At 54.2% G+C, this 25505-nt stretch carries 25 protein-coding genes and 1 tRNA gene; 9 read left to right on the forward strand and 17 right to left on the reverse strand.

The genetic code is table 11. The features are described from left to right. Window positions 1-12: 12 nt before the first annotated feature. Complete coding sequence (locus NMUL_RS14250) at window positions 13-1410, reverse strand: M16 family metallopeptidase (protein WP_011382016.1); 1398 nt, start codon at window positions 1408-1410, stop codon at window positions 13-15. Window positions 1411-1513: 103 nt separating this feature from the next. Here NMUL_RS14250 and ftsY point away from each other — a divergent pair, with 103 nt between their 5' ends. From ftsY to rpoH, 4 genes are all read left to right on the forward strand, one after another. Further along, window positions 1514-2500 (forward strand): signal recognition particle-docking protein FtsY, encoded by a 987-nt coding sequence (gene ftsY / locus NMUL_RS14255; RefSeq protein WP_011382017.1) that lies wholly within the window; start codon window positions 1514-1516, stop codon window positions 2498-2500. Window positions 2501-2573: 73 nt separating this feature from the next. Continuing rightward, on the forward strand, window positions 2574-3227 hold the full coding sequence (gene ftsE, locus NMUL_RS14260) for a cell division ATP-binding protein FtsE (protein WP_011382018.1): 654 nt from the start codon (window positions 2574-2576) through the stop codon (window positions 3225-3227). Beyond that, a complete protein-coding gene (gene ftsX, locus NMUL_RS14265) occupies window positions 3224-4132 on the forward strand; it encodes a permease-like cell division protein FtsX (RefSeq protein ID WP_011382019.1) in 909 nt (302 codons plus the stop codon). The genes ftsE and ftsX overlap by 4 nt, the downstream gene beginning before the upstream one ends. Before the next feature lie 106 nt (window positions 4133-4238). Beyond that, window positions 4239-5084: an RNA polymerase sigma factor RpoH gene (gene rpoH / locus NMUL_RS14270; RefSeq protein WP_011382020.1), complete on the forward strand. Its 846-nt coding sequence runs from the start codon at window positions 4239-4241 to the stop codon at window positions 5082-5084. Between the two features lie 61 nt (window positions 5085-5145). On the opposite strand, the gene NMUL_RS14275 is transcribed toward rpoH, so the two are convergent. From NMUL_RS14275 to aroQ, 13 genes are all read right to left on the reverse strand, one after another. Next, window positions 5146-5397 carry a BolA family protein gene (locus NMUL_RS14275; RefSeq protein ID WP_011382021.1) on the reverse strand — a complete coding sequence of 84 codons (252 nt, stop codon included), beginning with the start codon at window positions 5395-5397 and terminating at the stop codon, window positions 5146-5148. Window positions 5398-5498: 101 nt separating this feature from the next. Beyond that, window positions 5499-6254 carry an ABC transporter permease gene (locus NMUL_RS14280; protein WP_011382022.1) on the reverse strand — a complete coding sequence of 252 codons (756 nt, stop codon included), beginning with the start codon at window positions 6252-6254 and terminating at the stop codon, window positions 5499-5501. After that, entirely contained in the window at window positions 6251-7180 is a 930-nt protein-coding gene (locus tag NMUL_RS14285; protein ID WP_011382023.1) for an ABC transporter ATP-binding protein, read from the reverse strand. The genes NMUL_RS14280 and NMUL_RS14285 overlap by 4 nt, the downstream gene beginning before the upstream one ends. A 139-nt stretch (window positions 7181-7319) precedes the next feature. Continuing rightward, a complete protein-coding gene (locus tag NMUL_RS14290; protein WP_011382024.1) occupies window positions 7320-7610 on the reverse strand; it encodes an STAS domain-containing protein in 291 nt (96 codons plus the stop codon). A gap of 3 nt (window positions 7611-7613) precedes the next feature. After that, window positions 7614-8270, reverse strand: coding sequence for an MlaC/ttg2D family ABC transporter substrate-binding protein (locus NMUL_RS14295; RefSeq protein ID WP_011382025.1), 657 nt, complete (start codon window positions 8268-8270; stop codon window positions 7614-7616). Window positions 8271-8428: 158 nt separating this feature from the next. Beyond that, entirely contained in the window at window positions 8429-8914 is a 486-nt protein-coding gene (gene mlaD, locus NMUL_RS14300) for an outer membrane lipid asymmetry maintenance protein MlaD (RefSeq protein WP_011382026.1), read from the reverse strand. Continuing rightward, window positions 8914-9711 (reverse strand): lipid asymmetry maintenance ABC transporter permease subunit MlaE, encoded by a 798-nt coding sequence (gene mlaE, locus NMUL_RS14305; protein WP_011382027.1) that lies wholly within the window; start codon window positions 9709-9711, stop codon window positions 8914-8916. The genes mlaD and mlaE overlap by 1 nt, the downstream gene beginning before the upstream one ends. Further along, window positions 9704-10516 carry an ABC transporter ATP-binding protein gene (locus tag NMUL_RS14310; protein ID WP_011382028.1) on the reverse strand — a complete coding sequence of 271 codons (813 nt, stop codon included), beginning with the start codon at window positions 10514-10516 and terminating at the stop codon, window positions 9704-9706. Before NMUL_RS14310 ends, mlaE begins: the two co-directional genes overlap by 8 nt. Window positions 10517-10622: 106 nt before the next feature. Continuing rightward, complete coding sequence (locus NMUL_RS14315; RefSeq protein WP_011382029.1) at window positions 10623-11504, reverse strand: zinc-ribbon and DUF3426 domain-containing protein; 882 nt, start codon at window positions 11502-11504, stop codon at window positions 10623-10625. 28 nt (window positions 11505-11532) lie between these two features. Continuing rightward, entirely contained in the window at window positions 11533-12447 is a 915-nt protein-coding gene (gene prmA / locus NMUL_RS14320) for a 50S ribosomal protein L11 methyltransferase (protein WP_011382030.1), read from the reverse strand. A 128-nt stretch (window positions 12448-12575) separates the two neighbouring features. Beyond that, window positions 12576-13934 (reverse strand): acetyl-CoA carboxylase biotin carboxylase subunit, encoded by a 1359-nt coding sequence (accC, locus tag NMUL_RS14325; protein ID WP_011382031.1) that lies wholly within the window; start codon window positions 13932-13934, stop codon window positions 12576-12578. 99 nt (window positions 13935-14033) lie between these two features. Beyond that, entirely contained in the window at window positions 14034-14498 is a 465-nt protein-coding gene (gene accB, locus NMUL_RS14330; protein ID WP_011382032.1) for an acetyl-CoA carboxylase biotin carboxyl carrier protein, read from the reverse strand. A gap of 219 nt (window positions 14499-14717) precedes the next feature. After that, the gene (aroQ, locus tag NMUL_RS14335; protein ID WP_011382033.1) at window positions 14718-15173 is read right to left on the reverse strand and encodes a type II 3-dehydroquinate dehydratase; all 456 of its coding nucleotides are present in this window, start codon (window positions 15171-15173) and stop codon (window positions 14718-14720) included. A 364-nt stretch (window positions 15174-15537) separates the two neighbouring features. Between aroQ and NMUL_RS14345 the strand changes: the two genes are divergently transcribed. The 5 genes from NMUL_RS14345 to NMUL_RS14365 all read left to right on the forward strand — a co-directional run bounded on the left by NMUL_RS14345 (window position 15538) and on the right by NMUL_RS14365 (window position 21635). Then, window positions 15538-15613: transfer RNA gene (locus NMUL_RS14345), tRNA-Thr, on the forward strand. Between the two features lie 949 nt (window positions 15614-16562). Further along, window positions 16563-16967 (forward strand): hypothetical protein, encoded by a 405-nt coding sequence (locus NMUL_RS14350; RefSeq protein ID WP_041352669.1) that lies wholly within the window; start codon window positions 16563-16565, stop codon window positions 16965-16967. A 999-nt stretch (window positions 16968-17966) separates the two neighbouring features. Next, window positions 17967-18758, forward strand: coding sequence for a hypothetical protein (locus NMUL_RS14355; protein ID WP_011382035.1), 792 nt, complete (start codon window positions 17967-17969; stop codon window positions 18756-18758). 1089 nt (window positions 18759-19847) lie between these two features. After that, the gene (locus NMUL_RS14360) at window positions 19848-20126 is read left to right on the forward strand and encodes a hypothetical protein (protein WP_011382036.1); all 279 of its coding nucleotides are present in this window, start codon (window positions 19848-19850) and stop codon (window positions 20124-20126) included. 174 nt (window positions 20127-20300) lie between these two features. Then, window positions 20301-21635 (forward strand): MFS transporter, encoded by a 1335-nt coding sequence (locus NMUL_RS14365; protein ID WP_041352670.1) that lies wholly within the window; start codon window positions 20301-20303, stop codon window positions 21633-21635. Between the two features lie 161 nt (window positions 21636-21796). Here the strand turns inward: NMUL_RS14365 and NMUL_RS14370 are convergent, their stop codons facing one another. The 3 genes from NMUL_RS14370 to NMUL_RS14380 form a co-directional block, all read right to left on the reverse strand. After that, window positions 21797-22357, reverse strand: a complete 561-nt coding sequence (locus tag NMUL_RS14370) for a hypothetical protein (RefSeq protein ID WP_011382038.1) — start codon at window positions 22355-22357, stop codon at window positions 21797-21799. A gap of 367 nt (window positions 22358-22724) precedes the next feature. Further along, window positions 22725-24833 carry a CopD family protein gene (locus NMUL_RS14375; RefSeq protein WP_011381617.1) on the reverse strand — a complete coding sequence of 703 codons (2109 nt, stop codon included), beginning with the start codon at window positions 24831-24833 and terminating at the stop codon, window positions 22725-22727. Next, window positions 24830-25255: a copper resistance CopC family protein gene (locus tag NMUL_RS14380; RefSeq protein ID WP_011381618.1), complete on the reverse strand. Its 426-nt coding sequence runs from the start codon at window positions 25253-25255 to the stop codon at window positions 24830-24832. Before NMUL_RS14380 ends, NMUL_RS14375 begins: the two co-directional genes overlap by 4 nt. Window positions 25256-25505: the final 250 nt, after the last annotated feature.

Here is a 25505-nt window from a genome sequence, read left to right on the forward strand (position 1 = left end):
CAACCTCGCCGCTTAATGCCGCAAACCCGCCGGTACTGCCGCGGGTGCTTTCTGTTCCAGGGGCTGCGGATCGAGTACTGCAATCGTCAGATTATCGTCCTTCAAGTATTTTTTTGCCACCTCGCGCACCTGTTCGGCGGTAACAGCCTGCAATTTACGCAATATGGTGTCCACATCGCGATAGGACAATCCTATACTTTCGAGCTGGCCGATCTGCATTGCCTGGAAAAACATGGAATCGAGCTGAAAAACGTGTCCCGCCACCACCTGTGCCTTGACGCGCGCAAGCTCCTCCTCTGTCACGCCGTCACGTACGAGCTTTTCGATCTCGGCACGCAACGCCGCTTCCACCTCACCCACTGTTTTGCCTTCGCTCGGTGTGCCATCGAGATAAAACACCGCGGGACCTCGCGCGGTGGAATCATAGCTGGCTCCGGCCGTGCTGGCGATGCGCTGCTCACGCACCAGGGCTTTATTGAGCCGCGCCGATTCATTCCCATCGAGCACGCCCGCCAGCATCTCGAGTGCATACGGCTCCCAGTCCGTTTCCGGCTTGCTCAGCGATATAGCATGATAAGCCATTGCAACGTAGGGCAATTGCGCGGGCGCTTTTACTGTCAGCCGCTTGACGCCGAGCTGCTTCGGCTCGATCTGTGGCTTGCGTTGGTCCAGGGACAGCACGGGCTTCGCCTTTATCTGTCCGTAGTATTTTCGCGCCAGATTGAAGGTCTGCCGGGGGTCTACATCCCCGACCACCACAAGCACAGCATTGTTGGGCGCATACCAGCGTTCATACCATTGCCGGGCGTCCCCCACAGTCATGTTCTGCAGATCGTTCATCCAGCCTATCACCGGATGCCGGTAAGGGTGCGACTGATAGGAGGTCGCCATAAGTGTCTCATGGACCAGAGAGCGCGCCTGATCGTCCGTACGTAACCGCCGTTCTTCCATCACGACTTTGATTTCCTTGGAAAACTCCTCTTCTGTCAGCACCAGATTGCGCATCCTGTCCGATTCCAGTTCCATCGCCAGCGGCAGCCGGGACTTATGCAATTGCTGAAAATAGGCCGTATAATCCTGCGCCGTGAAAGCGTTTTCACGGCCCCCCGCCGCTGCGATGAGGCGGGAAAACTCGCCGCCCGGTACTTTCTTCGTGCCCTTGAACATCATGTGTTCAAGCACGTGGGCGACGCCAGTCCTGCCGTTTACCTCGTCGATGCTCCCGGCCTTGTACCAGATTTGCGAGATGACGACCGGGGAACGATGATCTTCCTTGACGATGAGCCGCAAGCCATTACCCAGAGTGAATTCATGCGTGCTGGCAAGAGCGGCGGAGGAGAACAGCGAGACGGGGATTACGAGAGCCGCCCATAAGCAAGCCGGCAAAAAGCGAAAGCACGGATAAGTCATCTTCTTTTTTAATTAATACCTGAATCCGGATAAACAGAATAAAATCCAGAATAAGATTGCGTGAGGTTTACTTCGAGGTCTCAAATACTGACAGCCTACCAGAATGGCAAGTTTCTTCAAATCCAAAAATGATTCCACGACGAGCGAACCTCCGAATTCGAATTGGGGGGTGAGGGTTCGGCAAGGCCTGTCCCGCACGCGTAACAACCTTGGCAAGCGCCTTTCGGGTCTCTTCGGTGGCGGAGCAATCGATGAAGATCTCTACGAGGAGATGGAAACCATATTGCTCACGGCGGATGCGGGTGTCAGTGCCACCACCTGGCTGCTGGAGGAGTTGCGCAGAAAAGTCAAACGTAACGGCTTGACCGATGCGTCGCAGCTCAAAGAGGCGTTGCAGGAGGCGCTGGTCGACCTGCTGGAACCGCTTGCGCAACCCCTCGATACCAGCGCCCACCACCCTTTCATCATCATGCTGACCGGGGTGAACGGTGCCGGAAAAACCACTTCCATTGGAAAACTTGCGCATTATTATCAACTGCAGGGCAAGTCCGTGCTGCTCGCCGCGGGCGATACCTTCCGTGCCGCAGCGCGCGAGCAGCTGATGGCGTGGGGGGAGCGCAACCGCGTCGCGGTGATCGCGCAGGAAAGCAGCGATCAACAAAGAGGTGATCCGGCGGCGGTCATATTCGATGCCGTCAACGCGGCGAAAGCGCGGGGCATCGATATCGTGCTGGCGGACACTGCCGGAAGGCTGGCCACGCAACTCCACCTCATGGAGGAAATAAAAAAGGTGAAGCGCGTTATTGCCAAAACCGAGCCCGGGGCGCCTCATGAAACGTTACTGGTTCTGGATGCGAATACCGGGCAGAATGCAGTCAATCAGGTACAGGCATTCGACGATGCCCTTGGCCTGACAGGTCTCATTGTCACCAAGCTGGATGGAACCGCAAAAGGAGGCGTGCTTGCCGCCATCGCCCGCCAACGCCAGCAAAAAGTCCCGTTGCCTGTCCGGTTTATCGGTGTAGGTGAGGGTCTGGACGATTTGAGGCCTTTCGTCGCACGCGAATTTGTCGGAGCGTTGTTTGATTGAGTTGATTGAGGGAAATATACGAAAAGGATGGAGTTGAGATGGAGTTGACCCGGCCAGCTCGCCGTACCAATAGATGATCAGCTTCAGTGAGGTTTCCAAGCGCTACCCCAACGGTTTCGAGGCACTCCGGAATGTCAGTTTCACAGTAGAAACAGGCGAGATGGCCTTGATCAATGGCCATTCGGGAGCGGGGAAGACAACGCTGCTGCGGCTCATTGCCGCGATCGAGCGTTCCACCACCGGCAGCGTTATCGTCAATGGCCAGGATGTAGGCAGACTCAATGATGCCGCTGTTCCTTTCCTGCGCCGCAACTTCGGACTGGTGTTTCAGGATCAGAAGTTGCTGTTCGACCGCAGCGTTTTTGAGAATGTTCTGCTTCCCCTGCAGATCAGCGGTTTCGAGTCGAAAGCGGCTGTCAGGCGGGTGCGCGCCGCGCTCGACAAGGTAGGGCTGCTGAATAAGGAGAAAGCGCGTCCCATCACGCTTTCGGGGGGAGAACAACAGCGGCTGTGCATCGCGCGCGCCATTGTCAGCAGGCCTTCGATACTCATCGCCGATGAGCCGACGAGCAATCTGGATATGGAGTATGCAAAGGATATCATGGCTATTTTCAAATCTTTTCATCAGGTAGGCGTTACCGTACTTATATCCACTCACGATGTTGAATTGCTCGGTGGCACCCCGCAACGTATTCTCACTCTCAGTCACGGCGAGTTGACTGGATGAACATCTGGCTTTCGTATCACTGGCACGCTTTGGCGCTCGCCTTCAGGCGGCTGGCCTTGATCCCGTTCAGCACGCTGTTGACCTTGGGAGTGATCGGTATTGCCTTCAGTCTGCCAGCAGGAATTTATGTGTTTCTCGAGAATGTCGAGGCACTTTCGGGCCATTTTTCGAGCGGTCCTCAGTTGAGTCTTTTTTTAAAACTGAATGCGACCGAGAGTGACGTAGGAAAAATTGAATCTTTTCTGAAAGAAAATCCGCACGTGGAGAGTTTCAAGTTCATTCCCAAGGCCAGCGCCCTTGAGCAGTTCAAGGAGAACCCGGGGCTGGCCGGAGTGATGGAGGGCCTCGAAGGAAACCCGCTGCCTGATGCGTTCGTTGTTACTGCCAAGGACGTCTCAACAGAGACACTCGAAACATTGAGCAGGGCCTTGTCGGAACTCCGGCAAGTCGAGCATGTGCAACTGGACTCTGCCTGGACGCAGCGTCTGGATGCGCTGCTCAAGCTGGGGCGGCTTGCGGCCTGGATGCTCAGCGTGCTGCTCAGCCTTCTCGTCGTTGCTGTGGTATTCAACACCATACGCCTCCAGATCCTGACCATGCGGGATGAAATAGAAGTGGCAAAGCTGATTGGCGCAACCAACGGCTTTATCTGTCGCCCTTTTTTATATTTCGGGGCAATACAGGGCCTGGTAGGCGGCATCGTCGCATGGCTCATCATCTCTCTGGGGATCCACCTCACTGACGAGCCGGTAAAGCATCTGATGCAATTGTATGAAACGGATTTCCGCCTTTATCATCTTTCCATGGGAGATAGCCTGATCATGTTTCTGTTTTCGGCTGGCCTTGGCTGGCTCGGTGCCTGGTTGTCTGTCGTGAGTCATCTTCTGAAAATAGAATCCCGATAATTCATAAGGTTAAGGTACTTTACAATGAATAGTGGAGGGAACTTTCAAAAATGTTGACGCTCTTAAAGGGAAACGGTTAACGTTCACAGGAAACCAAGGAGGATAAATGACTTTCGCTTTAACCGTACCTTCTGCCGGCAGCCTCGAAAACTACATTCAGTCCGTCAACCAGTTCCGCATCCTTACTCAGGAAGAGGAACTGCAACTGGCCCGGTCGCTGCGTGATGAGGGCAGCATAGATGCTGCGCGCCAGCTCGTGCTGTCGCACCTGCGCCTGGTCGTCGCCATCGCGCGGGGTTACAAAGGCTATGGCTTGCCTCAGGCTGACCTGATACAGGAAGGAAATATCGGATTGATGAAAGCGGTCAAGCGCTTTGACCCCGAGCGCGGCGTCCGGCTGGTTTCATTTGCAGTACACTGGATCAAGGCTGAAATCCACGAATTCATACTGCGCAACTGGCGCCTGGTTAAAATTGCCACGACAAAGGCTCAGCGCAAGCTATTTTTCAATTTACGCAGCTTGAAACAGGCTCTCGATACCATGAGCCAGAAGGAAGTTGCCGAGGTTGCAGAACAGCTGGGTGTAAAGCCCGAGGAAGTGGTGGAAATGGAAACCCGCTTCAGCGGCCGCGATATTTCACTCGAACCCCTGTCGGAAGACGACGATGAGGAAACCTTCAGCCCCATTGCTTACCTGACCGATGGTTCCGAACCCTCCCATGTGCTGGAGGACGAGCAAACCATGCGTCTGCGGGGTGAAGGACTGGAGCAGGCGCTCGAGAGCCTGGATGCTCGCAGCCGCCACATCATCGAGGCCCGCTGGCTGCGGGAAAAAGACACTGCGACGCTGCATGAGCTCGCCGATGAGTTGGGAGTATCCGCCGAGCGTGTCCGCCAGATCGAAGCCAAGGCCATGCAGAAGCTGCGTGCGGTCATGGCGCCTGCCGCCTGATACCCCGGCGGAGTCTCTGTTCTCGAATCCAGATTGCGCAGCCCTAGTCCCCAAGGGGAGCTCAGTTCTGGTTGTTGCTTTCCGCCCACTGCTCCGGCGTCATGGTTTTCATGGACAGTGCGTGAATCTCCTGTTTCATCCTGTCGCCGAGTGCCCGGTAAACCAGCTGGTGCTGCTGCACCATATTTTTCCCCCGGAATTCCGGGCTGACGATGAGGGCACTGAAATGGTAGCCGTCATCCCCTTCCACATGCACCAGTTCACAAGACATGGATGTCTCGATATGTGTTTTTATGCTGTCCGCTGTAACCATCTATAGTTTCCCTTACTTTCCTGTAGTTTCCCTTGCTGGCACTTGCCATAAAAAACGAGAATGGGCATGAATGTATCCCGTTCCACCCCTAAAAACCATAGTCAGTGCCTGATCTTGTAGCCTCTTTTGAGCATTTGCAGCGTCAGCCATGATACCGCTATAAAGCACGTGGCTACAATGCCGAGACTGAAATAGGGTGAGATATCGGATGCGTGGAAAAACCCGTAGCGGAAACCATCGATCATGTAGAAAAACGGATTCAGGTGCGACAGGCCTTGCCAGAAGGGTGGCAATGAGGGAATTGTGTAGAAGACGCCGGATAAAAACGTCAGCGGCAGAATGACAAAATTCTGGAACGCGGCGAGCTGATCGAATTTTTCCGCCCAGATACCGGCAATGACGCCCATAGCTCCCAGCAATGCGCTGCCGATCAACGCAAACATCAGCACCCAGGAGAACGAGGACAGGGGCACATCGAAGAACACCAGGGTAACCAGGTAGACGCCCAGACCCACTGCCAGACCTCGCACGACCGACGCAGTGACGTAGGCGAAAAATATTTCGTGATACGAAAGCGGCGACAGCAGGATAAAAACCAGATTACCGGTGATCTTGGACTGGATGAGACTCGATGAGGAGTTGGCGAAAGCGTTTTGCAGCATCGCCATCATCACCAGGCCAGGCACGAGAAAAACTGTATACGCAACACCGGGGTACGCTTGTACATGCTCTTCCAGCACGTGCGAAAAAATCAGGAGATATAGCAGGGTGGATACCATGGGCGCGAATACCGTCTGGAATCCGACTTTCCAGAATCGCAGCAACTCCTTGTAGAGCAGTGTGAGAAACCCGGTCATACGGATAGGGCCTCGGGCTGCCTGATTTTGTGTGTGCCCATGATCCGTATGAATACCTCTTCCAGATCAGGCTGCAACACCTGCATCTCGAGTACTTGCAGTGCTGCTGTGCGCAATGTGGCCATGACCTGCTCGAGTTGGGAATACTCTGCCAGGGTCAGTATGTAGCAACCCTCTTCGCGGCTGCTCATTAGCGGTTGTAGTGCGGGAGGCAGCGTGTCGGGCATCAGCCGCAGCCGCACGAAACATCCCGATACGCTGCTGGTCAGGTTTCTGATGCTGTCTAGGGCAACGATATTGCCTTGCTTCATCATTGCCACGCGGCTGCAGAGCGCTTCCGCTTCCTCGAGATAATGAGTGGTCAATACGATGGTATGGCCTTCCCGATTCAACTGCTTGATGAAGCGCCAGAGTCCCTGGCGCAACTCGACGTCCACCCCGGCGGTCGGCTCATCCAGCACGATGACCGGCGGTTTGTGCACCAATGCCTGGGCCACCAGTACGCGCCGCTTCATGCCGCCTGAGAGCGCTCGCATGTTGGTATCGGCTTTATCCGCGAGATCGAGATGATGGATGATTTCCTCTATCCACGGGCCATTGTTCTTCAACCCGTAATATCCCGATTGAATGGCCAGGGTTTCGCGGACAGTAAAAAACGGATCGAAAACCAGCTCCTGCGGAACCACGCCCAGCATGCGTCGCGCTTCACGGTAATGGGAGACCACATCGTATCCCATCACCCGCGCCCGGCCGCTGGTTGCGCGGGTGAGCCCTGCCACGATGTTGATAAGCGTGGTCTTGCCCGCGCCGTTGGGGCCCAGCAAGGCAAAAAACTCGCCTGGGTCTACCTTGAGATCGATGCCCCCCAGAACTTGCAGTGCACCATAACGTTTGTGCATCTGCTCCACTTCTATGGCGGGTGTCATGTGGGGATAAAGGAGGAAGGAACCAAAACGAAACCGTAATGCATTCGCCAGAAGCCGGGGTGCAGGTGAGCAGGAAACATACCGTTACGCGATTCCTTGGCGACAACTGATCTGCAAGCGGCAGACTGGTTTCTGCGAATTATGCCCCACTCATCAATTCGGATACCCCGTACAGTTGCACGAGGCTCTGCAGATTCCGGGACATATTGAGAAAGCGTATCTTGCGATGGTGGCGTGCTGCCTCGCGCCGCCATTCCAGCATTAAGCTGACGGCAGCGGAATCGGCTTCGGTAACCCGTCCCAGATCGATTATCACCTCTGCCCCGTCAAACAAAGCCACACCGTTCGCAACCACCGAAACGACGTTATCGATCGTAATCGATCCTTCGACGCTGAGTTCCCCGCCCTCACGCCGGACGATAGTGGTCATCGGCTACTGCGTGGCTACCGTCTTTAATTCGCCGGCTGCTTTTTTATCGTTAGCGGCCAGCGCACGGTTCTTGTCCCCGAGGGTTTTCAGTAATTTTTCCACACCGCCTTCACGCACCTGGCTATTGAACGTGCTGCGGTAATTCGTGACGAGGCTTACGCCTGCCACTGTCACATCGTAGACTTTCCACCCGTCCCCTGTTTTTTCCATGCTGTAGTCGATATCCACGGGTTGCCCGCTATCCTGCATGACTTTGGTTTTGACGGTGGTATCCGTGTCCTCTGCCTTGCTCCTGACCGGCTCAACCTTGATCTTGTAGTCACTGTAGGTACTGAGGGCATTGGAGTAAGTCCTCACTAGCAACGTACGGAACTCTTTCACCAATTCCTCCTGTTGCTGTGGGGTTGCCTTATTCCAGTTCTTGCCCATGGCGAGTCGGGTCATGCGGGTGAAGTTGAAATGCGGTAGAACCTTGGCTTCGACCAGATCAAGAATCTTGGCCATATTGCCCGCACGCAGCTCCTTGTCCTGCCGAACGATCGACAATACTTCCTGAGCGGTGTTATCCACCAGCGTATCAGGACTGATTTCTGCGGCGGCAGCAGGGAATGCGACCAGCCAGGTTGCCAGCAGACCTGAGATACCAAGATATTTTTTCATGATTTCCTCGCTTGATTAGACTGCTCAATACACGAAATGCTTATGCGGTTGCGCTTCCCGTGCCCGCATCAACTGCTCCTGCTTCCTGCCCGCAGGCCCTTATCCGTGAAATACGGGACACGGAGCCACCGCAGGCGTTGGACTTGTTACTGCCCTTTCTAGTTCTTGTCGGAATTTTCACTGCTGCCTCCTTCTGAGGCCTTATTGAACAAAAATTTCCCGATCATTTCTTCCAGAACAAGGGCAGAATTGGTTTTCATGATGGTGTCGCCATCCTTGAGCGTCGCTTCATCCCCCCCGGCAGCCAGGCCGATATATTGCTCCCCGATCAAACCGGAGGTAAGGATGCTGGCAAAAGTATCCTTGGGAAATTTATAACGGCTGTCAATATTCATGATCACCAGAGCGTCATATGTCTCCGTGCTGAACCGGATGTCCGTCACCCGGCCGACGACGACACCGGCACTCTTTACCGGCGCCCGCACTTTCAACCCTCCGATGTTTTCGAAGTTGCCTGTCACCTGATAGCTGTCACTCGCGCTATAAGTACCAAGATTGCCGACTTTCAACGCCAGCACGAGCAATGCGCCGATACCTGCCATGACGAACAGTCCTACCCACAAATCCATTGTTGCGCGCTGCATCAGCCCATTCCCCTGAACATGAACGAGGTCAAGATAAAATCGAGTCCAAGAATTGCGAGTGAAGAAGTCACCACGGTGCGGGTTGTGGCACCGGATACGCCCTCGGCCGTGGGCGCCGCATCATACCCCTCGAACACGGCGATTGCCGTCACCGCGATGCCGAAAACACAGGTTTTTATGATGCCGTTGACCACATCGTAGCGGAAATCGACGGCGCTTTGCATTTGCGACCAGAACGAACCTTCATCCACTCCGATAAGTACGACAGCCACCAGATAGCCGCCATAGATGCCTATGGCGGAAAACAATGCTGCCAGCAACGGCATTGAAATCACGCCCGCCCAGAACCGGGGCGCGACTACGCGCGCAATCGGATCTACAGCCATCATTTCCATTGCCGCCAGTTGCTCGGTCGCTTTCATCAGCCCGATTTCCGCTGTGATTGCCGAACCGGCGCGGCTGGCGAACAACAGCGCGGACACTACAGGCCCCAATTCGCGTAGCAATGACAACGCCACCATGGTGCCTACCGCAGATTCTGCTCCATAGCGCTGCAAGGTTTCGAAGCCTTGCAAGCCGAGTACCATGCCGACAAAAAGCCCTGACACGAGGATGATGATGAGCGACTGTACTCCGGTAAAATAAAGCTCCCGTATCACCAGGGTAAAGCGGCGCAGACTGGTCCCGGACTTGATCAAGGTCAGCAGGAAGAAACGGCTGGCGTAGCCCAAGCGCCAGATACTGTCTATGACGCGATGACCGACGCTCTGGATACCAGTTACGATACGCCTAGGCAAAACTGCCCTCCAGTTTCAGATCCTGCGCATAGGGCCTGGCGGGATAGTGAAACGAGACGGGACCGTCTTCTTCCCCATGAACGAACTGATGTACAAACGGTGCAACCGATCGGCGCACCTCGTCCGGCGTGCCATGGGCCGCAATCACTCCGTCCGCGATGAAATAAACGTAGTCGACAATTTTCAAGGATTCCTGGACGTCGTGCGTTACGACGATGGAGGTCATGCCCAAGGCATCGGTCAGGCGTCGTATCAGGTTCCCGATCACTGTGAGTGAAATGGGATCGAGTCCGGTGAAAGGCTCGTCGTACATGATAAGCAGAGGATCAAGCGCAATCGAGCGCGCCAGCGCGACGCGGCGCGCCATGCCGCCGGAAAGCTGGTTAGGCATCAGCTCGTGTGCGCCGCGCAAACCCACAGCCTGGAGTTTCATTAACACAAGGTCCCGTATCATGGACTCCGGCAGGTTCGTATGTTCCCGCATCTGGAAAGCCACGTTGTCGAATACCGAGAGATCGGTAAACAATGCGCCGAACTGAAATAGCATGCTCATTTTTCGGCGCATGCGAAAAAGCTCGTCCCGCTTCAGTTTATGCACTACCTGGCCTGCAACTTTCACATAGCCGGAAGTCGGGCGCACGGCCCCGCCGATGAGGCGCAACAAGGTTGTTTTCCCGCTGCCGCTGCCACCCATGATGGCAATGACTTTCCCTCTTCCCATCGTCATATCGATTCCCTTGAGAATCGGACGCTGTCCATAAGAGAAATTCAGGCCTTGGATTTCGATCAGGCTTTCAGACGCCATCTTCCAAAAGAGGAATACCTAATTTAACGGGACATCGATTTTACCCCAAATCGGGTAGCCAGAGGGCGGGCAGGCACCTGAGACAGGTAGTGAGGAATTGACGAAGTCAGGCAACTCGCCCTGTCGGGCAAGGTGAATGGACGCGGCGATAATGACCGAAAACAGATGATTGCTTGTCAGCGGGCGCAGTAAAACCAATAGACGGGCTCGCGCTCATTCCGGACGATGCCGTATTTTCCGAAGCGGCGGATGACGGCAGAGAAACAGTGCATTGCAAAACTTTGCAATATTGCTCCAGAAAGGGTCTGGTACTTGGCATGCTAGCCGCCAGGTCACTGCGAAATGCATAGAGGATCTGCGCCACGAGCACGATGAGCATAAAAAGATTGGCAACCGCCCACGCAGCCGTGATCTCCGGCAGTTGCCCTCTCCTGGAAATGTAGTGCTCCGGCAAATAATTATCCAGCATGTCGTCTTCCAGGCCGGCATACATCGCGTTACCCGTTTGCGGAATTTGTTCTCTCGCAACCCGCCTGTCCCGCGCTTTGTCTGCTTTTTTTGCGGCCCTGGCGTCAGGTTTCCCCCTTGCAGGCGTTTCAGGAGCGCGAGCCTCTGCTGCCTCTGGCTTGACAGGTGCTGTCCCGGCCGGCTCTGATGTCAATGACTCCGGCGGATTTTGCGCTGATGGCGATTCAGAGATGTGAGGTTCCGGCGTCCCTGGCTCCCGCACACCGCCGCCCTGTAGCGCTTCAGGGTGGGAAATCCCCGCATCAGGAGAAAGTTGCGAAGTATTTTCCGACGCTCTTGCCGCTTCCCCGGTCTTCCCCGGTTTTATGATTTCCGGGTCCTCCATGGTCAGCAGCGAAGCGAAGCCATTAAATATATGATTGCACTGCCCGCAACGCACCTCGCCCCCATGCGCCTGCAAGTGCAGAGGCGTGATGCGAAAGACCGTTAAGCAGTTAGGACATCGAGTTACAAGTGGCATTCCGGTTCTGGTTTTTGTTTAATCGAATTCACTTCCTCGCGCCTGTCAACAGGACCCATCCCTCACGATTTAGCGCAATATGCATATCAAACGATTGCTGATAGGCCGCCATCACTTCTTCTGCCTGTTCCGCGAGTATACCGGATAGGGCAATGCGTCCTCCCGGCCGGGCAGCATGCGTCAGTATGGGAGCCAGCATGATCAGCGGATTGGCGAGGATATTGGCAACAACGATGTTCGCCCAGCCCCCGCGTTCTGTATCCGTCCGCTCCGCCATCTGTGTATGAAACTCTATTTCGGTTTCCGAGCACTGGTTAAGCCTTGCATTCTGGCAGCTTGCCTCCACCGCTTGCGGATCTATGTCGATGCCGACAACATGATGAGCGCCCATCTTGAGCGCGGCAATGGCCAATATGCCTGAACCACAACCGTAATCAAGAACATCTTCGCCTCCTCCGAGATTTTCGTCAAGCCATTCCAGGCACAACTGCGTAGAAGGATGAGTTCCGGTTCCAAAGGCGAGTCCCGGATCGAGGATCAGGTTGATGGCATTCGGATCAGGTATTTCATGCCAGCTTGGCACGACCCACAAGCGGGAGGATATGCGGATCGGATTGAACTGCGACTGGGTTACCCGTACCCAATCCTGTTCTTCCACATATTCGATACGATAGCTCGGGGGAGCAGGCAACGCCGCCGCTTCGGCCGCAGCGCGCATTACTGCGGGAATATCGGTATCCCCCTTGAATAGCGCAGTCAGCTCCGGAGCAAGCCAGACTCCTGCGGCGGGCTCTCCTGGTTCGCCAAACAAGGGTTGCTCATGCTCGGTTCCCGCTGCGGAATCATGGATGTCGGTTGACAGCGCGCCCAAAGCCAGCATCGCATCGCTTAAGATCTCGACATGCATGCTGTCCGTTTTTATGATGACTGAAATCCAGGGCATGAGGGTACGTCCCTTGCATTTGGCTGCGTAAGCAGACGGCGGGCAGAACATTCCAGGCCCGTTTCCCGAGAGGCTCCTACCTCACCCCCGTCCGTTACCCGAGTTCCAGTAACGAGGCCGATAGAGCCTCAGCCGGAATTGTTATTATAATTGGCAAGCTTTTGCTCCAGATAATGAATGCTCGTGCAGCCATTCAGAAAAGCGGCGTCGGACAACAGGTCAAGGTGGAGCGGCGTATTGGTTTTGATGCCGCCGATCACCATTTCCGACAGCGCAATGCGCATTCGTGCTATCGCCTGCTCGCGGTTGTCTCCATACGCGATTATTTTGCCTATCATGGAATCGTAATAGGGCGGCACGAAGTAGTTATGATATATATGGGAATCCACACGAATGCCAGGGCCACCGGGAGCATGATACTGGGTGATACGCCCTGCCGACGGGGTGAACTTGTACGGGTCTTCGGCCGCGATACGGCATTCGATGGCATGACCCTTCAACACGATGTCGCGCTGCCGCAGAGTGAGCTTTTCGCCGGCTGCCACGCGGATCTGCGCTTGCACCAGATCGATCCCGGTGATGGCCTCGGTAATGGTATGCTCGACCTGCAGGCGCGTATTCATCTCAATGAAATAGAACTCGTTTTTTTCGAACAGAAACTCGAATGTACCCACACCGCGATAGCCGATGCGCTTGCATGCGTCGACGCAACGGGTTCCCATTCTGTCGCGCAATCTGGGGGGAATGCCCAGGGCAGGTGCTTCCTCGATAATTTTCTGATGGCGGCGCTGCGTGGAGCAATCCCGTTCCCCCAGATAGATGGCGTTGCGATGCTCATCCGCCAATACCTGAAACTCGATGTGGCGCGGGTTCTCCAGATATTTTTCGGCGTAGACCGTCGGGTTGCCGAAGGCGGCCTGAGCTTCGTTGCGCGTAATGATCACCGCGTTCGATAACGCTGCTTCAGTGTGCACCACGCGCATGCCACGGCCGCCCCCACCTGCCGCGGCCTTGATAATGATAGGGTAGCCGATGGCACGAGCGATGGCTTTGATTTCGTCCACCGATTCGGGGAGACCGCCGTCCGAGCCCGGGACACAAGGCACGCCCGCCTTTTTCATGGCGTTCTTGGCACTGACCTTGTCGCCCATCAGCCGAATCGTCTCGGGCCGCGGGCCGATAAAGACGAAGCCGCTTTTTTCCACACGTTCGGCAAAATCGGCATTTTCCGACAGAAACCCGTAACCCGGATGAATGGCTTCCGCATCGGTGACCTCTGCGGCGCTGATGATGGCGGGAATATTGAGGTAGCTTTGTGCCGAAGGAGCAGGTCCGATGCATACGGACTCATCAGCGAGTTTTACATATTTTGCCTCGGCATCGGCCTGGGAGTGCACCGCTACAGTCTTGATACCCATCTCACGGCATGCACGCTGTATCCGCAAGGCAATCTCGCCACGGTTTGCTATCAGTATTTTTTCAAACATGTCTGCCGCTCGTATCTGGTTTCATGATGGAGGTGATTTCTCCTCTTCTATTGATGCGGGTGTCCCTCGGGGTAGCGTGTAGCGCGGCTAAAAGCCGAATCATTCAATCACGAACAGCGGTTCGCCATACTCGACAGGCTGGCCGTTCTCCACCATCACTGCCTTGATCACACCGCTCTTGTCCGACTCTATTTCATTGAGCAGCTTCATGGCTTCTATGATGCAGAGCGTGTCCCCCTCCTTGACTGTCTGACCCACCTCGACGAACGGATTGCTGCCGGGGGCGGAACTACGATAGAACGTGCCCACCATGGGCGATTTGACCATATGACCTTGGGGCAGTATTTCGGCGGCGGCTGTTGCCGGGGTGGTGACTGGCGCAGCTTGCGGAATGATGGCGGGTACCGGGGCGGGTTGCGGAGAAGGCATTGCGATTGCGGGCATCTGCATCGACGGCGTGGATCTGCTGATGCGAACCTTTTCTTCACCCTCCGTTATCTCCAGCTCGGCAATGCCGGATTCCTCCACCAGGTCAATCAGTTTTTTAAGCTTTCTCAGGTCCATATAGGGTCTCCCGATCGGTTCCTTTTGCGTTATGTTCTGTCAAAACCTCTAACCATCTGTCAGCGCCCGAAGACGCGGACTTTGTGTTTTTGCTTTTTGAAAAATACCCCTGTTTCAAAACACAAGGGGTGAGATGAGCCACCACTGCATTGGCTTATCAAAAGGAATTCTCAGCTCCTCAATGGTACCCGATCACTTCGTTGCCATCCTTGACGCCCATCACTTGCGGCCCAGCACATAATTGAAGGCGAGCTCGTATCCCTTTGCTCCCAGACCGCTTATGACCCCCACCGCCATATCGGAAAAAAAAGATTTCTGGCGGAAAGATTCGCGAGCAAAAATATTGGAAAGGTGAATTTCAATGAAAGGTATCCGGGTAGCCGCAAGTGCATCACGCAAGGCAATACTGGTATGGGTATAAGCGGCAGGATTGATGATAATGAAGTCTGTTTTTTCAGCACCCGCCTGCTGGATTCGGTCTATCAGCTCTCCCTCGGTGTTACTTTGGAAGCAATCAAGACCAATGCCCTCTTTTTCGGCTAATTTCGCCAAATTTCTGTTAATTTCTTCTAATGTGACAGTTCCGTAAATCGAAGGCTCCCTGATTCCCAGCAAATTCAGGTTCGGCCCATGGATAACCAGGATATTTTGGCAGCGGTTTGAGCCATCTTTCATGGCGGCAAGTGTGACCCAATTGCAGGAAATTGTCTAGTGATTCTCGGCCATTCGGCGAATATGTTGGAATTTACGTTTTTTTATTTCAACGAGGAATTCAAATGCTTCAGATGAGCTCTTTTTGGAGAAAGATGGAGCCCCATCCGGATTGATCGAAGCGGAATCTTGCTGGAGCAGAAGGTTGAGTTGAAGATTTATGGGGGGTTGGTTAAGTGAGCTCGCGCCTATGCACGGGACGGCGACTTCTCCGACTTCTCTGTTTTCTTTTATTTCTTTCATCCGCAGCGGTGTCCCAAGTGAGAACGTTTGCTCGTCGTTTTCCAAAAGACTATAATTGGCATGGTTTATTCTGATCCCTTCCCAGGCTGTTGTAGCTCAGTTGGTAGAGCAACTGATTCGTAATCAGTAGGTCGGAGGTTCGACTCCTCTCAACAGCACCAGTTGCAAGTGATTAATAAGTAAAATCAATCTCTTATCCAAAAAATAGCTTTATTGTGGGGATACTTTTGTGGTACCCTCTAATGAAGCTATTGCTCGGCCGCATCTTTAGCGTGTCAATCAAGTACATCTATCATCGTGGTAATACCTATTATTACCCACCCCAAGGACTTACTGCATCGCTACCACGGTGCAACCCATGTCAAGGTTAACCTAAAAACTAGCGACCCAGGATTGATTGCTAAAAGGGTTGGTGAACTCAATAGAAAGTACGAATCAACATGGGCAGCACTTTTCCTCCTCTGTACCCAAGTGGAGGAATTCCTTACAAGTCACACTGTATACTTTCTTGTTCAGCTCTTCCTATCCCACTCGCACTCGACTATACGACACACGGCAAATCTCCACTCTGCCGCTATAAGAATCTAGTATTGTCCGATTAAGGTATAACGGATTTCTCCAAGCGGAAGAGCTTGATGAAGAGTCAGAGGAAGACAGCCTCAACCCCTGACTTCTAGCTTTCGATAACTTTTTACGGCCTGCTGGTATGCAGTGATACAAGCACTTTTGTGCATAGCGGGATGTAATTACACCCATGCCCTTTCTATGTAAATAAACTCTTCTTCGCTCACTCTTAGAGGCTATATCAATGCCGTATTGGCGGAAGTATGTGGAAAAGGTTGGGGCGCTCTTTATTGTGTCTCCGTTATGGCCATCAATTTAGAAAATTGTAACTGTAACCGTGCCAATAATATTTTTATCAGTACATGGATGCAAAGTTTCAGGAGCATTTATTTCTTGCTCGCCAAGAAAGCCCTGGGGGGTGGCTATTTAGAGCGCGGAGCTTGCAAGCTGCGGCCGCTCGTCTTGATTGGTTAGACGCCCCGGTATTGGTTAGACGCCCCGGTTCGTGACGAAGAGCCAACCCTATCTTTTCTGGCTGAATACCAGATGCTACTTGGTATGGCCTTTGAGTGCCTTCTCAAGGGCTTTATTTCACTTGTGAGACTTGAAAACGGCGAATCTCCTCCATTGCCCAAGGACTGTTATACCCATAGACTCGAAGCACTTGCGCGACGGCCGGAATGTGTCAGTCTGGCAATTACTATGGAAGAGATGGAAGCCTTGAGCCGTTTATCACCATATATCGAATGGTCAGGCAGGTATCCTGTACCCAAGCGTGCAAAAGAGCTGCATTTTGTAGGGGTAAGCAACTTTGATCGAGATGCAGAGCTTCGGCTTTGGCATCGGCTTGTCTCTCTGCTTGGAGATAGAGCTTGGGTCATGAAGGGCGGGCCAGTGAGTAAGGGCGGTTATAAGCTGTATTTGGATGGCCGTAAGGAAAAGCTGGACTGATATCACTTAGCGTGACTGTGAGCTTTTGAAATTCTTCCACCTCCATGTTCTGGTTCAAGGACAAAACGCTTCCGTACAGGCCGCAAAGCACGAGAACGAGCACGAGCACGAGCATCACGTCCTTGATATCGGGGTGACCCTTCAAATAGCTGGTTATGCCGATTTTAGCCTGTTTTGAATAGGTGAACAGTTGGTCGTCAAGTCTCCAACGCTTATCCAACCTGTGTGGCCTCTGCCCCTCTTACTAGGATGTCCTTGCGAGTTACGATTTATTTTCTGAACCCCGATCCGTGGGGGTTCAATTCTTGATGGGAATGATCAACTCCTGCTGCGGTAGAAATGTGTCCTAAAGGTAGTTTGTGGTACTCTTGTAGTACTTTCTTTAATCCTCCGCCTCAAGACCCGTGTTGGCGCCGCTTTTCAGGGTAAGTTAGAGTGCCTTGCGCCTCTCAACAGCACTAGTTATAAATAATTAAGTAATACAAGGATGCCGCATAGCAGAAGCTGAGGGCTGAAATTCTGATATTGAAGTATTTACACCTGAATTCTTCTATCCCCCGTTTCCGTTCGCCTCCATCCTTCGCCCCCTTAAGACTAAATCCAGCAAGAGAAATATCCCCTGGTAGGGCTTTCCCTATGGGCAGCACAAAGAATTATCCAGGCAGCACAGCCGGGTCAACTTTTTGCTTTCCCTCAGTACACCAATAAGACCGAATGCAAGGCGGCTCATTGCTTCCAACACGCTCGATAAGTGGATTGATTCTCGCTTAGGTGTCAATAAGACAACTCATAAGTTTTGCCACACAATGCGGGCTGCTTGTGTAATGTGGAGGCAGCACTTAAGGATATTCAGGATGCAGTAGGGGAGTGGAATAAGGAAGACATTAGGGACAAGTACGGGCTAGGGCACGGGTTGAAGCAGTTGAAGATGTGGCTAGATAAGATGTAGCTTTGCCGAGGCTTAAACAAAGAAGGGAATCAGTGTAACAAGAACAAAGTATGGATAAAGAAGAAAGAAACTTGGAAGAAGCCAGGAGCCTAATAAAAGCGGGGCCAATCGCCTTGATAACTGGAATTTCCGCTCTCTGTCAGTTCTTAACGGATAGTCCCTCGACTGTATTCAGCATTGGGATGGGAACATCGATAATATCCAGTACTCTTGGCTACGGAATGGATTTATTATCGTCTAGTGAGAAACGGCGGTTAGATAGGCTAGGTAATTCTATACTCCTTGAAATCAAAGACCGCCTCGAACAAGGGCATAAACCCAGAGAAGATGGCTTTTTTGATATGAAGCCAGCAATACGTAGCTCGGCTGATGAGTTATGTGATGCCATCCTTGAGATGTCCCGCTCAGAACACCAAGAGAAGAAAATCAGTTATATAGGTAATCTATATGTCTCTGTAGCATTTACTGACGAAATCTCGCCCGATGAGGCTAACCGCTTGCTACGCCTTCTCAAATCCGCTACTTATCGGGAGATTTGTATTCTCGCAATGCTCTCCCAGGAAAGGGAACAGGAAGGGTTGCGTACAAACTGCCTGGATAAAGAGAAGGGTTCAGATGAACTAAGCTCACTAATGCAGGAATGTTTCGAGCTTGAAGGGTGGGGACTTTTATCTCAAGTAAATTACGATCAAGGTCCTCTTTATGGGGTTCCTTCTTGGGTTCATGTCATCCCAGCGAACCTGAGAATTACCCCCTATGGAAAACGACTCGCAGAGTTATCCCATCTTTCTAAAATTCATGAAAATGATGTTCAGGCAATTCGGGAAATAATGCGAGCATGAGAGCGTGAGCATAGCGTCTCATTCCAGCAGCTCCTAAATATTTCATCAAAAATTTGTCTTAGGGTACTCCTTACCGCAATGGCAGGCATTCCCCCTTGGTACCCCGATGAGTTCTGAATTTGATCCTGGCTATTGCCCGCGGTGAGACATGGGTTCGCCTTCAATCAAATCTGGGTGACACCTAGGGGGAGTTATCTAGCTTGCCAAGCGGTATGGCGGGTGGTTTTTGATCGATGAAAAACTTCAAGATCCCCTGAGACTCAATCAGACGCCCTGCACTTAATTATCAGCTCTTTCCCATACCCTTGCCTAGGAAGACTCAATATCGTTTATCCTAGAGCTTCCTGGAGAGTCACTTCTGAGAAAGAGGCTCTCCTAGCCAAGGATGACCGGGTGGACATACTCCGTATCGCTGTCCAATATTGGGTAGACCAGATGGACAGGGACGTTAGGAAGCCCGAGGAGTAGCACAAGCAAGCCCTCCTTGAACAAGAACTAGCCAAGTTCCACCAGCATGTGTTCGAGGGTAATTCTTATAAGATAGAAGATAGGTGCCGGACTAGCTCGACGATTTGAGAGAGCTATTCGGTACTGATGCTTCTAAGAATATGGCTGGTAATTCTCGCGTAGGCTCTCTTGGTCGCTCCACATCGTTAACGATATAACTTCTGTCACGTCATTGCTCATTTTATTGCTCACGAAACGCTTTAACGCATAAGCCCGGGATATCGATACTTTCTGCAATTGTGATATAGCGACGCCCAGCTCATGCGGATAAATGGAACTCCACATGCGTTAATCACCTGCTGAATCTCATTCCAGCAGTGAATCAATGCCCCGCTTCGCCAGGAGTAGTGTTCTTTTTGCTTTCTTTTACTGCCGTTTCAGCAATCTGTCGAAAGGCCGTACCAAGGTCCAATAGTAAAACGCTCTGATGCGATTATCATGGAGCACTGGAAACTCTTGCTGGCGTGAGGAATTAGGCTGTATCAGGCCAAGAGGGAAGAGTTTTACCTGGACCTGCTCCTATCACTAGCAGGCTCTGGTCCAGGAGACTTTGCTTGATAAACCAATAATAGGCAGCTGAAGATGAATGACCTGATAACTTACGATCAAGCCTACGATCTCGCGAATATTCTGATCAAGAAGGCGACCAAAGACGAGCTGGCGGAGTGCGCGCGACTGCTTGCATTAAATCTGGCTCACCATCAGGTGAAACACGGAGAGATAGCAGTAATAGACACCTTAACCCTGCTGCGCTCATTTGAGTGTACCGAGGAACACCTGAATGTGTTGATGGAAGGCATGCTGAATCTGATAGGCGTCCTGGTAAACGTCTGCGGTGGGGTAGGGCAGGCAAAACATTGAGATTTGGTCTCAGTAAGCGCTTACTTCACATGAAGAGCGGCTGCTGAACCCTGCTATGGCTGAGTATTTCCTGAATACTCAGGTATCATGTGAGCCACATCTATCCCCAGGTAATTATGGGGGCTGAACGAGAGCGAATCAGGCCCACAAGGGTATCACACCATATTGGATCTCATGCAGGTACAAGATAAGTCCCGATATCTCGCTCCGGGGGTAAGCCGACGTGAAGTCTGGTCATGGGCAATGTTCGACTTCGCGAATTCAGGCTACACCACCGTTGTGATTACCGCTATTTTTAACGCCTATTTCGTGGCGGTAGTGGCGAATAATGAAGCGTGGGGGACGTTTGCCTGGACAGCTGCGTTGGCAGTGTCTTACGCGCTTATTATGGTGACCGCACCGGTGATAGGCGCTTATGCCGATGCATATGCGATGAAAAAGCCTCTGCTGCTGATAAGCACAATCGGTTGCGTGCTTTTTACCGCATTGCTTTACTTTGTCGGTCCGGGCGATCTGATGCTGGCCGTGGTATTGATCGTGCTAAGTAACTTTTTTTTCAGCAGCGGCACGAATTTGATTTCTGCTTTTCTCCCGGAACTCGCCCACGGCGAGGCATTGGGAAAGGTTTCCGGGTGGGGCTGGAGTTTCGGCTATGTTGGCGGACTGATCAGCCTGGGATTGTCGTTGGCTTACGTGACCTGGGCACAAGGCCAGGGCAGGCCTGCAGAGCAGTTCGTTCCGGGCGCAATGCTTATAACGGCCGGCCTTTTCGCGATTTCGAGCATACCGACTTTTCTCTTTCTCAAGGAACGTGCGCTGCCGCAACCGCATCCGGCGGAGCGCCATGTCGCGCGCGAAGCATTTGGCCGCTTGCTTGTCACGTTCCATCATGTGCGCGATTTTCGCGACCTCGTACGCTTTCTCGCATGTATCGTGTTTTACCAGGCGGGCATTCAGACGGTGATTACTTTAGCCGCCATCTATGCGCAGCAGGTAATGGGCTTTGATACCGGCGATACCATGTTTCTGGTTCTGGTTGTCAACATTACGGCCTCGATCGGTGCGTTCGCCTTCGGCCATATCCAGGACAGAATCGGCCATATTCCCACCATCGCGCTGACCCTCGGAGGCTGGATTGTAATGGTGCTGCTGGCATGGATGGCTGTGACGCGTCCCGTGTTCTGGCTTGCTGCCAATGTCGCCGGCCTCTGCCTGGGAGCGTCCCAATCGGCAGGGCGCGCACTGATAGGTTATTTGAGTCCGGATGCGAGACGCGCCGAATTTTTCGGACTGTGGGGACTTGCAGTCAATTTATCCTCGATACTCGGTCCGATCACGTATGGGATCGTGAGCTGGATTTCTGGAGGAGACCACCGGCTGGCCATGTTGATTACCGGCAGCTATTTTATTATTGGCTTGATGATATTGATGAGCATCGATATACAACGGGGACGACAAGCCGCACTGAATATCAGCCCTCCAGGGGAGAGGCTTACAGGGAATCGCTGATAAGCAATCCCCTGCAGGCTCCACGGCGCCAGGCTTTCCATTTCAGCTGCCCGTTATCTCTTTTTTGAGTCTGGCGCCATTGCCGCCGGTTTATCTGCGCTTATTCTTTATAAACGCAGATACCCGCCATTCCATCCTTGCGGGCCGCGGCTTGATAATAATCAGTGATGCATGTGGTGATTATGATCGCTACCCTGGTTCCCGCCTTGGCCGTGTGCCCCATGCCCACTGTGGCCGCTGTGATTTCCGTGACCGGCGTGATCACCATGACCCTCTTCTGATTTTTTATCGCTCTTTTTCTGCGCATCCTTTGCCGCAGCCTTCAACGGAGTGAACCGGGCGGATTGGGCCTCTTGTTCCGGCAATTTGACAAATACGACGACTACCGTATCCGGGGTCAGGACAAAATCTCCTGTTCCCTTCAGCATGTTATTTCCCGCCGGCTCGAGCTTTATGGAAGTTTTCGGCTTGGCTTTGCCGACCTGAAATGCCGCCTTGCCCACGCCTCCTTCTGTGTTGATCTGCGCATCCGCATGATCTGTTACATAAACCGTCAATTCTTTATCTTTGGTTACAAGCTCCAGATGATAGGGCCCCGCCATACGCATCTGCCCGCCGTGGGGCGCGGCATGAGTCTCGAAATATTCGTCGGTATGCGCCGAGGCGGGCAATGACACGGCCAGAACAGCACTCGTCAAGACCATGACCATCGATTTAATCATTTGCTCTACTCCTTGTAGGTACGAATTGAAGAATTGTAACGCCTGCCCCATCTCGGGAACTGTATTACTGCTTGCTTCTCTTGCCTGGATTGCTCTTACTTCTCTTCCTCGAAGCTTTCTGGAATCCCCCGCCGTATTTTTGCTTCCGGCTGTATTGCCTGGTTTTCCCTGCGCCCTGACCTGGAGGGCGGTACCTGCCTGTCGAAGGGAGCGGCGCGGGGATGCCCTGTAAAGGAACGCATGCTGTCAAGGCAGGCAGGTCGGGGCGTCAGCGGGCAGTTGAACCTGCCCGGACTGCTCCAAGGGCGCTCAAGGGGGATGGCGCTTCCTTCGCCCCGATCCTGGCATCCTTTCCACTACCGCTTGGCTAGTGCACATGCTCGCCTGGTGGGGGCAGGATCTCCTCTTCGCGGTTGAGCTGCGCTATCTGCTGCATCAGCATGTCGGAGGCGGACCAGCCTGCGCCATCGAGTTCGGGTATCCAGCGCGCCCGCAGGTAGCCGAAGCGGTCCACCAGGAACTCCATGTGGTCAGGCAGCGTGCCTGCGCCCAGGAGGTCCGGATGGGAGAGCGTGCGCCGGAACAGGGCATAGCTGCGCACGATCTCCTCCGCCCCTTCGGTCACGATGGGGAAGTGAACGCCCGCCTTGAGCTGGCCCAGCGCGGCAGCACTCAGGTCATGCTCGGGCACTGCCAGAAGCACCGTGTTGCCGGCCTGCAGCTTTGCATGGAGCGCTTCCAGTTGCGCCAGGCGCTCGCGGGATTGCGGCCAGGAGAATAATACCAGCAGCACGTTCTTCTGGTTGCGGAAGTCCTTCAGGGTGCCGCTTGAGCCATCCTGCGCCACATACGAGAAATTGGGCGGGCCCATGTTGGGCTGCGGCTGCTCGGGCTTGACAGCGGGACTCATCAGGCGCGCCTGGTAGCCGCGCGACATGGCGTGCAGGAAGTTCACCACGTCCCAGCGGTCTTCCTCATCGAGCTTGTCGCCAAAGGAGGGCATGCCGGTATCGGGGATGCCGAAGGAGAGCCAGTGGAAGAAGTCGCCTGCGGTATGGCGGGCCGTGTGCGGTTCGGTCAAGAGGTCCACCGGCGGCTTGGCAAAGCTCTTGGCCATCACGCCGTCGCCCTTGCCCTGCAGCCCGTGACAGGCCACGCAGTTCTCGGCAAAGTGGACGGCGCCATTGGAAATGGAGATGGTGTCAAACGGCACCGGCGTCTTGCGGTAGGTCTCGGGATAGGCATCCACCGTCAAGGGCGGCAGGCCCACGCCCAATCCGATGACCGCCAGGAGGACAGGCAACCCGAAGCGCAGCTTTTTGTCCCAGTGCTTCCTGCGCCCATAGAAGACTGCGGCTGCGGCCAGAACGAGCAGGGCGATGCCGCCGTAGACGCGCGGCATGATGACAGGCTCCCCCCAGGTGGCCGCAAGGGAGAAACGGAAGGAATAGGGCCAGTCCTGGATCAGGGCGTGCTTGGCAGGAACCGTGTTGGCCACGATGGTGGCAAGCAGCACTATCCCTAAGGCCAGCCCGAATTCCAGGCTCACCCATTTCCTGAGTTTGCGCCCGCCGTTATCCGCTCCTTTTGCGCCTGCGTCCTCGTAGAACAGCGGCAGCCAGCTCGAGCGCGCGCGCGAGGCGATGATGAGCACCATCATGAGCAGGGCGATCTTGCCATTGAGCAGCCAGCCATATTTGGTGGCAACCAGGCCGCTGTAGTTGGTATCGACCATGCGGTAGGTGATGAGGATGCCGGTTGCAATCACCGCCAGCATGACGGGCAGCGCCAGGGTGGAGAAGCGCCGCAGGGCCTGGGCATCATGCCGGAAAGCTTCCTCGCGCGACTGGAATACGGCGTGGATGCGCTGGAGCGCCTGCGTCTGCAGGGCAGGCTGCGTTCCGGCGCTTCCGGCTTGCGCCTGCTTCAATTCGCTCTGGGGCTTGCAGGCAAAGCAGACCACCAGGAAAGCCGGCAGGGCGCCAAACCAGACGCTGCCCAGGATGATGTGCAGGGCGTAGGGCAGAAGCGAGACGACCGAGAGGTCCTCGGCTGCGGCGTGGCTGGCAAGCGAGCCGACCCCTAGGGTCAAGGCCGCCACACTTGCGCACAGGATGTATTGCCAGCGTGCGGGCGGGGAGAAGCGGATGTAGAGGGCAATGGCAAAGACGACGAGCGCGCAGGCGGCGCGCGCGAGCCAGATATGCCCCATGCGCGTATTCTCCATGAGGGAGAGCCAGGCGGCCGGATGCCAGGCGTTCTCGTCAATCCCGGTGGCTTGCGCCGTGGTGGTCGCCAGGATGCCGAACAGGCCGGTGAGCAGGATGAGGGCAAGCCACGGCAGCGCACGCTCCACCCGCGTGACCCAGGGCGAGTGGACGGAGCCGGCAATGGCCAGAAACACGCAGCCCCCCACCAGGATCATGTTGGACGCCAGCTGCGCCCAGCGCAGGAGCGTCGCGATGACCTCGATCATTTCGCGGCGGCTTTGTTCTTTATCGTGAAGTCGTGGGACGAGTCAACCACATGCCCGTCCACCGACAGCACCCGGAACTTGACCGTGTACTTGCCCGGGCTCAATTCCGGCAGGGGCAGAACGATGGCTTTGGGGTCGTTGGCATCGATATGCGGTTTGGTTTCGGTGACAGGGGTCTTGGAGGCGTCGAGTACGGAGAGTGCGGCATAGTCCTTTTCGACTTCTTCGTTGAAGAACAGCCGCACCTGGGTGGGGGCCTGGGTCAGTTGCGCGCGGCGCGCAGGTTCTGCCTTGACCAGCATGGCGTGCGCCAGCGCCGGGCTGCTGTGCAGCCCCGCTACCAGCAGCAGGAACGACAAAAGGCTGCCTGCCAGTAAGTGAACACTTGCTCTCCTGTCGGCAGATATCATCGATGGTTGCATTTTTGCTCCTCTTATATGGGCTCTGCACCCGAAGATCGGGCTTCGGGCAGCCACTGTGGTCCTTGTCTTTTTTATTTGTCCCCGGTTGTTCTTGTTCGATCTGCACCCGGTTGACTTTTTTGTTCCTGCCTTATTGCATCTTGGACTCTTTCCCGCGCTTATGGTTCAGAGGGGGAGCCAGGCCGCGGCCCATGCCCGGGGTGCCCCCTGCACAAAGGGACTGCGGCGAGCCCAAGCTCAAGTCAACCTG

Origin of the sequence: Nitrosospira multiformis ATCC 25196 (genome assembly GCF_000196355.1) — a bacterium.
GTDB lineage: Bacteria > Pseudomonadota > Gammaproteobacteria > Burkholderiales > Nitrosomonadaceae > Nitrosospira > Nitrosospira multiformis.